This is a genomic window from Pseudoxanthomonas mexicana, from assembly GCF_014397415.1.
Taxonomy (GTDB): Bacteria; Pseudomonadota; Gammaproteobacteria; order Xanthomonadales; family Xanthomonadaceae; genus Pseudoxanthomonas_A; species Pseudoxanthomonas_A mexicana.
Window position 1 is genome coordinate 3009360 of record NZ_CP060731.1, and the last position, 13827, is coordinate 3023186.

Sequence of the window (13827 nt, forward strand, 5' to 3'; positions counted from 1 at the left end):
ATGATCAGGCACACCGAAGCGATGCGTATCGCTACGCTCAACCCATCCTACCTTCCTTCCAGTCAAGGGGACGGAAGAAACGCCCCCGCCTCGATAAGCTCGACGCCCGGCGCAGACCGCAAACAGGCCGCCAGCTGAGGTACGTGTCCCTGCCCGTAGAACACCACCGCGCGGTCGCCGGGCTTGAGGGCTTGCAGCAGTCGCGCGCAGATCGCGAAATTGCGCTTCGCCCATGCGGCATTGAGTTCGACCCCTGGCTGTTGCTCGCCGCTTCCGTAGCGCAGGAACTCCGTGTAGAAGCTCGCGGCCTCATCGAGCGCCTGCGACGTGTTCATCTCGCGCAGCACGCCGCCGATGCTGCGGGTTGTCTGCAGTGCGGTAATGCGCGCCGTGATGCCCTGGGCCTGCGCCATCAGCGCTTGCAGATCACCCGACTTGCCATTGGCCTGCGCCCACGCGCTCAACGGTTCGAATGGGAAGTCACCCGGAACATCAAGCCCGTGCACAAGTTCGAGCCCTACCTGCTTCGCCAAGCGGAATCCCAACTGCACGACTTCATTGCGGGAGGCGGGCAGCGTGCCGTCGAGATAGCGCGCGTAGTTGTCGCGCGCCGCTTCAGCCGGCCACTCGACGCCAACGAATGTCGGCTTGAACCCGGCCAGGGCATCGGTCACCGCCTGCAGTTCCGCCTGACGCCGGGGCATCGTGACGTCGACCGACTCCACGTTGGCTTGGTCCTGGCCCGGATTGCTGAAGTGGTAGGTGCCGATGAGGATGACGCGTGCCGGCGGCCCGGCCGCCCATGCGGCACTGTGCAGAAGGAGCAATGCCAGCACAAGGAGACGACGCATGACCGGTTCCTCCAATACGTAGGATGAGTAGAGTGCAGCGGCATTCAACGGCGAAGCGGGTCTACCCATCATCGCGGACGCTTAGGCACACCGAAGCGATGGGTATCGCTGCGCTCAACCCATCCTACATTCATGGTTACCGAAGTGGCGGAGAGAGTGGGATTCGAACCCACGGAAGGTTTGACCCTTCGCCGGTTTTCAAGACCGGTGCCTTAAACCGCTCGGCCATCTCTCCGTTGTCTGGAACTGCCCGCAACCCCGCCGCGGTGCATCGCCGCCCTGCCCCGGCGGCGCGCCCGGCCCCTTGCAGGCCGCGGCGCATTTTCGCACGAACCCCGCCGCCGTGGCTTACGAAGCCTTCTTCACCTTGGCGGCCTTGGTGTTGTCGATGGCCATCGCGATGGCCTTGTCCTTCTCCTCCGAACACTTGCCACCGCAATCCAGCCGCGACGACTCGATCTGCTGCGGCAGGTGCTCGGCCAGGAAATCGATGAACACCCGCACCGCCGGCAGCATGCCCCGGCGCGAAGCGAACACCGCATGGCAGATGCCCTGCGGCAGACTCCATTCCGGCAGCACCACCTCCAGCTCGCCCTTGCGCACCGCCTCCGCACACACCGTCTCCGGCAGCAGCGTGATGCCGTAACCGTCCTTCGCCATCGACTGCAGCAGCGGGAAGTCGAAGCCGGCCAGGCGCGGATTCAGCTCGATCCGGCGCACCTCGCCATCGGGGCCGTGCAGCTCCCAACGCTGGCGCGCCTCGTCCTCGCTGATGCTCAGGGTGACGTGCTCGGCCAGGTCTTCCGGCATCTTCGGGCGGCCGGCGCGGTTGAGGTACTTGGGACTGGCGACCAGCAGTTCCTGGATCTGGCCGAAGCTGCGCATCACCAGGCTGCCGTCGTCGTCGAGCTTGGCGCGCACGCGCAGGGCCACGTCGTAGCCCTCGTTGATGATGTCCACCCGGCGATTGTTGACGTGCAGCTGCAGCCGCACCTTGGGGTACTTGTCCAAGAACGCCGGCAGGATCTTGGGCAACTGCATCTGCGCCACCGCCACCGGCACGCTGACGCGCACCACGCCACGCGGTTCCGCGCTCAGGCGATCGACCACCTCGCGCGCGGCCTGGGCTTCGGCCAGCATCGTCTGCGCATGGCGGTGCACGCTCATGCCCACGTCGGTCACCGCGAAGCGGCGCGTCGAACGCTGCAGCAGGCGCACGCCCAGGTCGGTTTCCAGCTGGCTGATGCGCCGGCTCAGGCGCGACTTGGGAATGCCCAGCGCCCGCTCGGCCGCGGCGAACCCGCCGTGGTCCACCACCATGGCGAAGTAATAGAGGTCATTGAGGTCGTGCTGCATGAATTAAGTCCACCTTTGGAACGATCAGTGACGTTTGAACACGTTTATCCCACAAATGCAACGACCTACAGTGTTCTCCAACGCGGTTGAGGCCGCATCCCGACCGGAGAACCACCATGAAACTATTGCATATCGACAGCAGCGCCCTGGCCGCCAACTCGGTCAGCCGACAACTGACCGCCGCCATCGTAGCCCGTTGGCAGGACACCGTGCCCGGCCTGGAGGTCACCTACCGCGACCTGGACGCCGATCCGCTCCCCCACCTGACCAACGCCGTACTGGGTGGGGGCGATGCCGCCGCCGCACAAGCCGGCGAGGCCGCGATGCAGCAGTTCCTGGCCGCCGACGTCATCGTGGTGGGCGTGCCGCGCTACAACTTCGGCGTGCCGTCCACGTTGAAGGCCTGGATCGACCGCATCGCCGTGGCCGGCCGCACCTTCAAGTACACCGAGAACGGCCCCATCGGCCTGGCCGGCGGCAAGAAGGTCATCGTGGCCGAGGCCAGCGGCGGCGAGTACGCCGGCACCGCCATCGACTTCGTGGCGCCCTACCTGAAGCAGGTGTTCGGCTTCCTGGGCATCACCGATGTGGAATTCGTCCGCGCCGAGCGCGTGGCCTATTCGCCGCAGCACAAGGCAGAGGCCATCGAGGCTGCCCTGGCCAGCATCCCCACGCCGCTGCGACAGGCGGCCTGAGCCCCGGGTCGCGGGACGGGACCGGTATGCTGCCGGCACCCGTCCCCGCACCCCGACGATGGCCGCGAAGAAGTCTCCGCCCGACTCCCTCGACCCGGCACAGGCACTCGCCCTGCTGACGAACGCCGCCCGCCCGGCCCATCGCGCCGGGCTGGCGCGTTATGGCATCCCCGACACCCACGCCCTCGGTGTCCCCATGCGCGAAATCCAGGCGCTGGGCAAACGCATCGGTCGCCAGCCTGCCCTGGCGCAGCCGCTATGGGACAGCGGCATCTACGAAGCACGCCTGCTGGTCGCCTTCGTCGCCGACCCCGCGCAGCTCTCCGTCACGCAGATGGACCGCTGGTGCCGGCAGTTCGACAACTGGGCGGTCTGCGACACGCTGTGCCTGCACCTGTTCGACCGTAGTCCGCATGCGTGGGGGCGGATCGAGGGGTGGTCACGCAGGCGCGGCGAGTTCGAGAAACGCGCGGCGTTCGCGCTGCTGGCCGGACTGGCGGTGCACGACCGCCACACGCCCGACGCCCCCTTCCTCGCCGGCCTGGCCCACGTGGACACAGCCGCCGGCGACGCACGCAATTTCGTCAGCAAGGGGGTGAGCTGGGCGCTGCGGGCCATCGGCCATCGCAACGCCGCGCTGCATGCGGAAGCGATCGCCCATGCCAGCGCATTGGCGGCGTCGGACAACCCGACGCGACGCTGGGTGGGTAAGGATGCGCTGCGCGACCTGGGCCGCGCGACCGTGCGCGCCAAGGTGGCGAAGTCGGACAAAGGACGCGCGCAGAAGAACGTGTAGGAGTGCGCCGATCCTGCGCATCCCCTCGTCCCGCTGGGGGGGCTGGAAGGACACCGATACCGCGACGCTGTGGCTGCCTGCCCCTCTCCCTGCGAAGCGGGGAGAAGGACCACGCAGCCTGCGCCCCACAGGCGCGCACATCCAAACGCGGAAAGTCCTGCGCGAACAGCGGGCCCTCATCCGCCCCCGTATCAAGTACGGGGCAGGCTCTTCGGGCACCTTCTCCCCGCCCGCGGGGAGAAGGACTCAGCATCCTCCCGTTCGCCGGGAGAAGGGATCAAAGCCTCAGGCGATCTGCTCGGCGCCGCCCATGTACGGACGCAGCACCTCAGGCACGGTGATCGAGCCGTCGGCGTTCTGGTAGTTCTCCATCACCGCGATCAGCGCGCGGCCGACGGCGGTGCCGGAGCCGTTGAGCGTATGCACGGGCTCGGGCTTGCCGGTGGCCGGGTTGCGCCAGCGCGCCTGCATGCGGCGGGCCTGGAAATCCTCGCAGTTCGAGCAGGAGGAAATCTCGCGGTAGGTGTCCTGCGACGGCAGCCAGACTTCCAGGTCGAAGGTCCTGGCCGCGCCGAAGCCCATGTCGCCGGTGCACAGCAGCATGCGGCGGTACGGCAGGCCCAGCTTTTCCAGCACGGTCTCGGCGGCGCGGGTCATGCGCTCCTGCTCGTCGTAGCTTTCCGACGGGCGCGTGATCGACACCAGTTCCACCTTCTCGAACTGGTGCTGGCGGATCATGCCGCGCACGTCGCGGCCGCCGCTGCCGGCTTCCGAACGGAAGCACATCGAATGCGCGGTCATGCGCAGCGGCAGGCGGGCGTCGTCGAGGATCTCGTCGCGGACGATGTTCGTCAGCGGGACCTCCGAGGTCGGGATGAGGTAGCGCTTGTGCTCGCCCAGTTGGGTGGCGAACAGGTCTTCCTCGAACTTCGGCAGCTGGCCGGTGCCGCGCATGGAATCGGCGTTGACGATCACCGGCACGCTGGTCTCTTCGTAACCGTGTTCGTTCGTGTGCAGGTCCAGCATGAACTGCGCGAGCGCACGGTGCAGGCGCGCCAGCTGGCCACGCAGCACGGTGAAGCGCGCGCCGGACAGCTTGGCGGCGGTGTCGGCGTCGAGCCAGCCGTGGCGGGCGCCGAGTTCCACGTGGTCCTTGACCGGGAAATCGAACGTGCGCGGCGTACCCCAGCGGTGCTGTTCGACGTTGCCGGCCTCGTCGCTGCCCACCGGCACGCTGGCGTGCGGCAGGTTGGGGATGCCCAGGGCGATGCCTTCGATCTCGGCGCGGATCTCGTCCAGCTTCACTTCCGAGGCCTTCAGCTCGTCGCCGAAGCCGGCCACTTCCGCCATCAGCGCGGACACGTCCTCGCCCTTGGCCTTGGCCTGGCCGATGGCCTTGGAGCGGGTATTGCGCAGGTTTTGCAGCTCCTCGGTGCGCTTCTGGATCTGCTTGCGGGCGGCTTCCAGGTCGGCGATCCGGGACACGTCCAGGTCGAAACCGCGGGTTTCCTTGAGGCGCTGGGCGAGTTCGGCGGGCTGGGTGCGGAGCAGGACGGGATCGAGCATGGAAACAGCGGTCTGGCGAGGGAGGCCGGCATTATCGCCCATCTGCGACCGCCTGCCCGCGCGGTTAACCCCGGCTGTGCAAGAATCGGCGGGACTTCACCGGTGATTCCCATGTCGGCCCCGCAACCGCACGAACCCCACTTCACCTTCCGCCTGCCCCGCACCGCCCTGCGCAACGCCGCCATCGCCTTCGGCGTGGGCCTGCTGCTGTTCCTGATCGTGTGGTGGGCCGGGCGAGACGACGGTTTCTACACCGCGCAGCCCACCCTGCCCGGCAAGGCCGCGCCGCTCGAGGCACTGCCCGAGCCGCTGTCCACCGGCGACGGGGCTAGTGGGATGGAAGAGCCGGCGCCCCGCGCCGCCAGCGACGAGCGCCCGCAGCTGGTGGAAGAAAAGCCGATGCCGACGCCGGTACCGGAAGCCGCGGACCCCACTCCGCCCGAGCCCCCGGCCCCGGTCGCTCCCGGCGTGACCCTGGCGCCCGGCGACGTGCCGGTACCGATCCCCGGCCAGACCCCCGCGCCGGAGTATCCGCCGGCCGCCATGCGCAGTGGCGACCAGGGCACCGTGCTGGTACGCGTGGAAGTAGGCGCGGACGGCGTGCCGACCTCGGTCGAGGTGGCCCAGCGCAGCGGCTCGCGCGACCTCGATCGCGCTGCCGTGAATGCCGTGCGCCAGTGGCGCTTCCAGCCGGCCCAGCGCGATGGCCAGGCCGTAGCGGGTGCGGTGACGGTACCGATCGATTTCAAGATGCGGTGACCGCATGGGCCAGGCGCGATCGCTGAAACGCATCGCCGCCTGGTCGGCACTCTCGTTGATCGTCCTCGTCGCGTGCGTATGGCTATGGTCCATGCGCGGCCCGTCGGTCGACGACCCGTTGGGCGCCGAGCCCGGCCAGACCTGGGTGAAGGGCCGTGGCTACGCCCATGCGGTGCGACTGATGGACTCCGGTCGCTACGCGATGCAGGTGCAGTGCGATATCTGCGCGGAACCGATCCAGTCGGGCACATGGACACGGCAGGACCACGCGTTCGTACTGCGTCATGCATCGGGTTCGATCGCGATGGAGCTGGTGCCCATCCGCGTGATGGGATGCGACGCACCGGCAAGACGCGGCGAACAACATGCTCGCGTCCCCGATGGTGTCTACTTCAAGCAGGACGATGGCTGCGCCGACGCGTTTTGACGACGCGTACGCATTGCTGAACCGTCATTCCGCTAGCTGAACTTCGGCCAGCCCGCTTCATTGCGGTATCACGCATCGCAAACATCGACGCGCAAAGACTCGGCACCGTTCCAACGCGGAACCCACAACGCGAAACGGAGGTTCACATGTCGATGCCCACGAACAACGAGTACCGCACGGCGAATACCGAGCAAGACACCACGGTGGAACCGCGACGTTCCACTTCGCCCGTGTTGCTGATGCTGCTGGCCTTTGCGGTGACGGCCGCGGCGCTGATCTGGTGGACGCAATCGCGCCGCGCCACGGAAGCGCCGGTGGCCGCCCTGCCCGCACCGGTGATGGATGATGCGAACCCGCCCGCGAGCGAGCGCGCGGCGGCCGCCAATGAACGCACGCGCGCGGAGCGCGTCGCCGCGACCCGCCCTGCCCCCATCAGCCGCGATGCCCGGCCGATGGCCGGCAACGCGGAGCCGAAGTATCCGGCCGCGATGCTGCGCGCGGGCGTGGGCGGCACGGTGGTGGTGGTGGCCGAGGTGGACGCCCAGGGCAATCCGGTGGACGTGCGCGTGGTCGAACGCAGCGGCGAACGCGACCTGGACCGCGCCGCGGTGAACGCCGTGCGCCAGTGGCGCTTCGAGCCGGCCATGCGCAACGGCAAGGCCATTGCCACCAGCGTGAAGGTGCCGGTGGACTTCAAGCCCATCTAAGCGCTGCATCGCGCCCGATACGGAGCTGACGAGGAAAGGAAAGGGGGACGCGGGCAAGGCGTCCCCCTTTTTTTACGCATGATCTTCTGTAGGAGCGACGTAAGTCGCGACCGGGATTCGTCGCTACCCGGATCCTTTCAACAAGTCCCTGAAGCCGCAAGTGACGAACGAAAGCACGCTGGAGCCCCCAAAGCTGCGGTCGCGACTTACGTCGCTCCTACAGGAAACGGCAGCGTTATACCTTCCGCAACGCGAATCCCGCCCCCGTTGCCAGTGCGTCGTAGTTCGGGAACGAGGTCGCCACATTCGCCACATCACCGATGCGCACCTCACCCGAGGAACGCTGGCCGGCGATGGAGAACGCCATCGCGATGCGGTGGTCGCCGTGCGAATCGACGGCGCCGCCCTGCAGCGGACCCGGGAAGATCGTGGCGCCATCCGGCGTTTCGTCCACCCGCAGGCCCAGCGCGCGCAGGCCATTGGCCATGCTGGCCAGGCGGTCGGACTCCTTCACCCGCAGCTCCGCCGCGCCGCGCACGACCGTTGGGCCGTCCGCGGCTGCAGCCGCGACGAACAGCGCGGGGAACTCGTCGATCATGTCCGGCACCAGCGCTTCCGGCACCTCGATGCCACGCAGCGGCGCATGGCGCACCACCAGATCGGCCACCGGTTCGCCACCGTGCTCGCTGGCATTCTCTTCGGTGATGTCCGCGCCCATCAGGCGCAGCGCCTGCAGCAGGCCGGTGCGGCGCGGGTTCAGGCCGACCGCGCGCAGGCGCAGTTCGGACCCCGGAATGATGCTGGCAGCGACCAGGAAGAACGCCGCCGAGGAAAAGTCGGCCGGCACCGCGATGTCGGTGGCTTTCAGGCGCTGCCCGCCGCGCAGGCGCGCGAAGCCGGGCGAGAATTCGATGTCGACGCCGAACGCCTTCAACATGCGCTCGGTGTAGTCGCGGGTCGGATGCGGCTCGCGCACCACGGTGTCGCCATCGGCATACAGGCCGGCCAGCAGCACGGCGGACTTCACCTGGGCGCTGGCGACTTCGAGTGTGTAGTCGATGCCCGTCAACTGCTGGCCTCCGTGGATGCGCAGCGGCGGCAGGCCGCCCTCCTCGGTATCGATGCGCGCACCCATCGTGGCCAGCGGCCCGGTGACGCGGCGCATGGGGCGCCTGGACAGGGATTCGTCGCCGACCAGCACGCTGTCGAACGGCTGCGCGGCCAGCAAGCCGGCCAGCAGGCGCATGCCGGTGCCGGCATTACCGCAGTCCAGCGGGCTCTCCGCGGCCTTCAGGCCATCGACGCCCACGCCGTGCACGACGCGGCGCGAGGGCGACGGGGTTTCGATACGCACGCCCAGCCGCGAGAAGATCGCGGCGGTGGCGCGGGTGTCCTCGCCTTCCAGGAAGCCGTCGATCGTCGAGGTGCCATCGGCCAGCGCAGCGAACATCACCGCGCGGTGCGACACCGACTTGTCGCCGGGGATGTCCAGGGTGCCGTGCAGCGGTTGGCCGGCGGAGGCGATCCAATCTTGTTTCATGAGTGCGGGGATTCGGGATTCGGAAGTGGAGATTCGTTACAACGGGCGGGCTGGGCCGTGATCGATGTTGTGGCGAATCACGAATCCCTACTCCCGAATCCCGGCCTTCAGGGCACCGCAACCGGGTACGACCCCAGCACCTTGATCTGCGCCGAATGCTGCTTCAGTTCGGCCAGCGCCTGCTTCATCGCCTCGTCGTCGATGTGGCCGGCCAGGTCGATGAAGAAGCCGTACTCCCACTTGGCGTGGTGCGAGGGCCGCGACTCGATGCGGTTCATGCTGATGCCGTGGCGCGCGAACGGGCTGAGTACGTCGAACAGCGCGCCGGGCTTGTCGTGGATGAAGACCAGCACCGAGGTGCGGTCGTGCCCCGACGGCGGGAAGATGCTGCGGCCGATCACCAGGAAGCGTGTGGTGTTGTCCTTGTCGTCCTGGATCGGGCTCATGACGACCTTCTTCAGGCCATACACATGGGCGGCGCTCTCGCCGCCGATGGCGGCGGCGTCGTCGCTGCCGCGGGCGCGGCGCGCGCCTTCGGCATTGCTCGATACCGGCACCTTCTCGACCTTGGGCAGATTGGCGCGCAGCCAGCCTGCGGTCTGCGCGAAGGACTGCGGGTGCGCATAGATGCGTTCGATGTCGTCGATGCGGCCGGTGCGCGACATGAGGAACTGGTGCACGCGCAGCTCGACTTCGCCGCAGATCTTCAGGTCGGAGGTGAGGAACATGTCCAGGGTGATCTGGATGGTGCCCTGCCCCGAGTTCTCCACCGGCACCACGCCGAAATCGGCGTTGCCGCTGGCCACTTCCTGGAACACTTCCTCGATGCTGGCCAGCGGAAGACCGTGCGCAGAACGACCGAAGTGCTTGAGCACCGCCTGCTGGCTGAAGGTGCCCTCCGGGCCGAGGTAACCGATCTTCAACGGTTCCTGCTGCGCCAGGCAGGCGGACATGATCTCGCGGAAGACGTGCACCAGCACTTCGTCGCTGAGCGGGCCTTCGTTGCGGTCCACCACCATGCGCAGCACCTGCGCCTCGCGTTCGGGACGGTAATAGTCCACCGCGGCAGCCAGCTTGCCCTTGGCCTTGCCGACCTGGTGGGCGAAGCGTGCGCGCTCGGCGATCAGCGACTGGATCTGGCGGTCGATGCCGTCGATCTTGGCGCGTACGTCGGAGAGGGCCGGAGCGGGCGTGGCTTCGGTCTTCTTGCTGGCTGCAGGCTTCTTGCTGGGTTTGCTGGGCTTGGAGGCCATGGGGTTTTCCGTAGTCCCGTCGCTTCCCTGTGGGAGCGACGTAAGTCGCGAAAGGTTATCGGTGAAGCTTCATCGCGACTGACGTCGCTCCCACATCGGGCAATGCAGCGGGTTCATCCGTTGCGTTGCTGGAAATCGCGCATGAAATCGACCAGCGCCTGCGCACCTTCCACCGGCAGCGCGTTGTACAGGGACGCCCGGATGCCGCCGACCGCCTTGTGGCCCTTCAGCGCCAGCAGTCCGGCCGCCTTGGATTCGGCCACGAAGCGCGAGGTCAGGGTCTCGTCGGGCAGGAAGAACGGGATGTTCATCCGCGACCGGACCGCCGGCACCACCTCGTTGCGATAGAAGCCCCCGGAGGCATCGATGGCGTCGTAGACCAGCGACGACTTCAGCGCATTGCGGCGCGCGAACTCCTCCACGCCGCCTTCGGCGAGCATCCACTTGAACACCAGGCCGGCCAGGTACCAGTTCCAGGTCGGCGGCGTGTTGAGCATGGAGTCGCGCGCAGCGTGCGAGCGGTAGTCGAAGATGTCGGCGCGCGGCTGGCCGCTGCGCTCGAACAGGTCCTTGCGGATGATCACCACCGCCACGCCGACCGGGCCCAGGTTCTTCTGCGCGCCGGCGTAGATCACGCCGTACTTCGACACATCCAGCGGCTCGGAGGCGATGGACGAACTGAAATCGGCGAACAGCGGCACCTCGCCGACATCCGGGGTATCGCGGAACTCGACGCCGTGGATGGTCTCGTTGGCGGTGATGTGCACATAGGCCGCACCGGGTGTGAGTTTCCAGGTGTCGCGTGGCGGAATGTCGTGGAAGCCGCCGGCCTCGCCGTCGGCGGCGATGTTGACCGTGCAGTAAGGCTTGGCCTGCTTGATCGCCGTCTTGCCCCAGTGTCCGGTGACCACGTAGTCGACCACCTCGCCGGGCGCGGCGAAGTTCAGCGCGAGCAGGGCCTGGTGGGTGGTGGCGCCGCCGGACAGGAACAGCACGGCATAGTCGTCCGGGATGCCGACCAGCCGACGCAGGTCCGCCTCGGCCTCGGCCGCCACGGCGATGAAGTCCTGGCTGCGGTGGCTGATCTCCACGATGGACGCGCCGACGCCGTTCCAGTCGAGCATCTCGGCCTGCGCCTGCCGCAGGACCGATTCGGGCAGGGTGGCGGGACCGGCACTGAAGTTGAACGCGCGCGTCATGGGACACCTGAACAGGAGGACCCGTAGTATGCCGCAGCGCATCAGTTGCAGGGGCAACGAAGCCGAGCCCGCGGGTGCGGACCGCGCACGCCGCGCATCCTGCGGCCATCCCGGGACGTATAGGTTCAAGACAGGGCGATCGAGCGGGAATTTTCGCGCGCGAGTATCGTCCAACCAAGACCCCCGCTTCCCGGAGATGTCCATGTCCCTGCGCGACGCCCTGCGGATTCCCGCCTCCCAGATCACCGACGAATCGATCTATCGGGACCGCCGCCGCCTGCTCCAGGCGTTCGCTGCTGCGCCGGCCCTGGCGCTGGCCGGATGCGCCGAGGCCGAGCCTCCGCCGCCGCCCAAGGTCAACGTGACACCGGAACAGGCCCGCTCCGGCTTCCGGACGACCGAGACGCTGACGCGCTACCAGGACGTCACCAGTTACAACAACTTCTACGAGTTCGGGACCGGCAAGGCCGACCCGTCGACCGCGCGCAAGACGCTGAAGACTTCGCCGTGGTCGGTGGTGGTGGGCGGCGAATGCGCCAGACCCGGCAGGATCGCGCTGGAGGATCTCGTCAAGGGTCTGGCGCCGCAGGAGCGCATTTACCGGCTGCGCTGCGTGGAGGGCTGGTCGATGGTGATCCCCTGGCTGGGCGTGCCGCTGGGCGAGGTGCTGAAGAAGTTCCAGCCCACCTCGAAGGCCAAGTACGTGGCCTTCACCACCCTGGCCGATCCGGTGCAGATGCCGGGCGTGCGCTACCGGTCCATCAACTGGCCCTACCGCGAGGGCCTGCGCATCGACGAAGCCATGCATCCGCTCACCCTGCTCGCCACCGGGCTGTACGGCAAACCGCTGCCGCAACAGAACGGCGCGCCGCTGCGGCTGGTGGTGCCGTGGAAGTACGGCTTCAAGAGCATCAAGTCGATCGTCGAGATCAAGTTTGTCGAGCGCATGCCCGAGACGGCCTGGCACGACCTGCAGCCCTCGGAATACGGCTTCTTCTCCAACGTCAATCCGGACGTGGACCATCCCCGCTGGAGCCAGAAGACCGAGCGGCGCATCGCCGGCACCCAGAGCAAGCTGTTCGCCGAGCGCATCCCCACGCGCATGTTCAATGGTTATGCGGACCAGGTCGCCTCGCTGTATGCGGGCCTCGATCTGAAGAAGTGGTATTGACCCGGCGATGCGCAAGGCATCCGCCGGCCTGGTCGCCGCCAAGACCCTCGTCCACGCGCTGGCCCTGACCCCACTCGCGATTCTCGCCTGGCAATTCCACGACGTATGGCGGAATGGCAGCGACGCGCTCGGCGCCGATCCGGTGGCCGAGATCGAACACCGTACCGGCCTGTGGGCGCTGCGCCTGCTGATGGTGGCGCTGGCGATCACCCCGCTGCGTCAGCTGACCGGCCAGCCGGTCCTGCTGCGCTTCCGCCGGATGATGGGCCTGTATGCCTTCTTCTACGCCAGCCTGCACCTGACGGCCTACCTGGCACTGGACCTGCGCGGCTACTGGACGCAGATTTTCGAAGAGATCGTCAAGCGCCCCTACATCACCGTGGGCTTCAGCGCCTGGCTGCTGCTGGTGCCCCTGGCGATCACCTCGACGCAGGGGTGGATGCGGCGCCTCGGCCGGCGCTGGGGCCAGTTGCACAAGCTGGTCTACGCCATCGGCGTACTGGCGGTGCTGCACTTCTGGTGGCTGGTGAAATCCGACATCCGCGAGCCGCTGCTGTATGCGGGCATCCTGGCGGCGCTGCTGGGCTGGCGCCTGTGGAAATCGCTCAGCCGGCGCCGAACAGCAGCAGCGCGCTGAGCGCGGCCGCCATCAGGACGGCCGCCAGCAGCAACCACGGCCAACGCCGCACCGACGCCGTCACCACCGGCTGGGTATCGCCCTGTAGGGGCGTCTGGCCGGCATCGTCCGGCAACGCCGACTCCTCCGCCCGTGCACTGGGGGCCCATGGCACCTCGAGCACGAAGCGGTGCTGGGCGTCGAACACCACCTGGTCGCCCGCAGCCAGCAGCGCATCGCGCACCGCCATGCCATTGACGCGGGTGCCCTCGGCCGACCCCAGGTCGCGCAGCAGAACGCGATCGCCACGCAACTCGAGCCGGGCATGGCGCTCAGCGAAAGCGGGATCGTCGACGCGGATGTTGGCCTCGCGCGCACGGCCGACGATGCGCGGGTGCTCCAGCGACACGCTCCTGCCGTGATATTTGCCACCGACGCCACGCAGCACCACCCGGGCGTCGCCCTGGCCTGCGTCGCTGTCGCGCACCTCCGCGGCCGAGCGGAACCCCGACTGCAGCAGCAGCTCCACGCCTTCCACGTAGACCGCGTCGCCAGGCCGCAGCACCGCCATCCGCTTCACCGGACGGCCATTGATGTGCACCCCGCGCATGCCGTTGGCCACCTGCAGCCACAGGCCGCGCCGATCCACGCAGATCTGCGCCAGCAAGGCGCCCTGCAGCGCATCGCCCACGCCGATGGTGCCGGCGGCCTCGCGCACGATGCGGTGGACGCCGGTGGTGAGCGGCCGGTCCGGTGCGGGACGGTTGGTGAAATGAAGTCTGAGGTTCTGCACGCGACGGGAGCCTATCAGGTTGCCGCCCGGACGCGATAGTCGGCTTGGCAGCGCACGCCATGGCCGCGCAGAATAGCCCTACGCCACAGGAGCCCATG

Annotated in this window: 14 protein-coding genes and 1 tRNA gene; 7 read left to right on the forward strand and 8 right to left on the reverse strand. The window is 67.9% G+C overall.

Annotation, left to right across the window (positions count from 1 at the left end; all coding sequences use genetic code 11):
- Positions 1-62 precede the first annotated feature (62 nt).
- From IAE60_RS14085 to IAE60_RS14095, 3 genes are all read right to left on the reverse strand, one after another.
- The gene (locus tag IAE60_RS14085) at positions 63-851 is read right to left on the reverse strand and encodes a DUF5694 domain-containing protein (RefSeq protein ID WP_187572740.1); all 789 of its coding nucleotides are present in this window, start codon (positions 849-851) and stop codon (positions 63-65) included.
- A gap of 145 nt (positions 852-996) precedes the next feature.
- A tRNA-Ser gene (locus IAE60_RS14090) sits at positions 997-1086 on the reverse strand.
- 113 nt (positions 1087-1199) lie between these two features.
- Entirely contained in the window at positions 1200-2207 is a 1008-nt protein-coding gene (locus IAE60_RS14095) for a LysR family transcriptional regulator (protein ID WP_162110958.1), read from the reverse strand.
- A 116-nt stretch (positions 2208-2323) separates the two neighbouring features.
- On the opposite strand from IAE60_RS14095, the gene IAE60_RS14100 reads away from it, so the two are divergent.
- Together IAE60_RS14100 and IAE60_RS14105 are read left to right on the forward strand one after the other, a co-directional pair.
- Positions 2324-2902 carry an FMN-dependent NADH-azoreductase gene (locus IAE60_RS14100; RefSeq protein WP_187572741.1) on the forward strand — a complete coding sequence of 193 codons (579 nt, stop codon included), beginning with the start codon at positions 2324-2326 and terminating at the stop codon, positions 2900-2902.
- Between the two features lie 58 nt (positions 2903-2960).
- Complete coding sequence (locus IAE60_RS14105; RefSeq protein ID WP_187572742.1) at positions 2961-3698, forward strand: DNA alkylation repair protein; 738 nt, start codon at positions 2961-2963, stop codon at positions 3696-3698.
- 285 nt (positions 3699-3983) lie between these two features.
- On the opposite strand, the gene serS is transcribed toward IAE60_RS14105, so the two are convergent.
- Complete coding sequence (serS, locus tag IAE60_RS14110; protein ID WP_187572743.1) at positions 3984-5264, reverse strand: serine--tRNA ligase; 1281 nt, start codon at positions 5262-5264, stop codon at positions 3984-3986.
- Positions 5265-5375: 111 nt separating this feature from the next.
- Between serS and IAE60_RS14115 the strand changes: the two genes are divergently transcribed.
- The 3 genes from IAE60_RS14115 (at position 5376) to IAE60_RS14125 (ending at position 7157) form a co-directional block, all read left to right on the forward strand.
- Positions 5376-6023, forward strand: coding sequence for an energy transducer TonB (locus tag IAE60_RS14115; RefSeq protein WP_187572744.1), 648 nt, complete (start codon positions 5376-5378; stop codon positions 6021-6023).
- A 4-nt stretch (positions 6024-6027) separates the two neighbouring features.
- A complete protein-coding gene (locus IAE60_RS14120) occupies positions 6028-6450 on the forward strand; it encodes a hypothetical protein (RefSeq protein WP_187572745.1) in 423 nt (140 codons plus the stop codon).
- A gap of 146 nt (positions 6451-6596) precedes the next feature.
- Positions 6597-7157 carry an energy transducer TonB gene (locus tag IAE60_RS14125; protein WP_187572746.1) on the forward strand — a complete coding sequence of 187 codons (561 nt, stop codon included), beginning with the start codon at positions 6597-6599 and terminating at the stop codon, positions 7155-7157.
- A gap of 235 nt (positions 7158-7392) precedes the next feature.
- Here the strand turns inward: IAE60_RS14125 and aroA are convergent, their stop codons facing one another.
- From aroA to serC, 3 genes are all read right to left on the reverse strand, one after another.
- Positions 7393-8697, reverse strand: a complete 1305-nt coding sequence (gene aroA, locus IAE60_RS14130; protein ID WP_187572747.1) for a 3-phosphoshikimate 1-carboxyvinyltransferase — start codon at positions 8695-8697, stop codon at positions 7393-7395.
- Between the two features lie 107 nt (positions 8698-8804).
- Positions 8805-9950 carry a prephenate dehydratase gene (gene pheA / locus IAE60_RS14135; RefSeq protein ID WP_187572748.1) on the reverse strand — a complete coding sequence of 382 codons (1146 nt, stop codon included), beginning with the start codon at positions 9948-9950 and terminating at the stop codon, positions 8805-8807.
- A 113-nt stretch (positions 9951-10063) separates the two neighbouring features.
- Positions 10064-11149, reverse strand: coding sequence for a phosphoserine transaminase (serC, locus tag IAE60_RS14140; protein ID WP_187572749.1), 1086 nt, complete (start codon positions 11147-11149; stop codon positions 10064-10066).
- Positions 11150-11351: 202 nt separating this feature from the next.
- Here serC and msrP point away from each other — a divergent pair, with 202 nt between their 5' ends.
- Together msrP and msrQ are read left to right on the forward strand one after the other, a co-directional pair.
- Positions 11352-12320 (forward strand): protein-methionine-sulfoxide reductase catalytic subunit MsrP, encoded by a 969-nt coding sequence (gene msrP / locus IAE60_RS14145; RefSeq protein ID WP_187572750.1) that lies wholly within the window; start codon positions 11352-11354, stop codon positions 12318-12320.
- Positions 12321-12327: 7 nt separating this feature from the next.
- Entirely contained in the window at positions 12328-12957 is a 630-nt protein-coding gene (gene msrQ, locus IAE60_RS14150; protein ID WP_187572751.1) for a protein-methionine-sulfoxide reductase heme-binding subunit MsrQ, read from the forward strand.
- Here the strand turns inward: msrQ and IAE60_RS14155 are convergent.
- Positions 12926-13729 (reverse strand): FHA domain-containing protein, encoded by an 804-nt coding sequence (locus IAE60_RS14155; RefSeq protein ID WP_187572752.1) that lies wholly within the window; start codon positions 13727-13729, stop codon positions 12926-12928. The genes msrQ and IAE60_RS14155 overlap by 32 nt on opposite strands.
- Positions 13730-13827 lie beyond the last annotated feature (98 nt).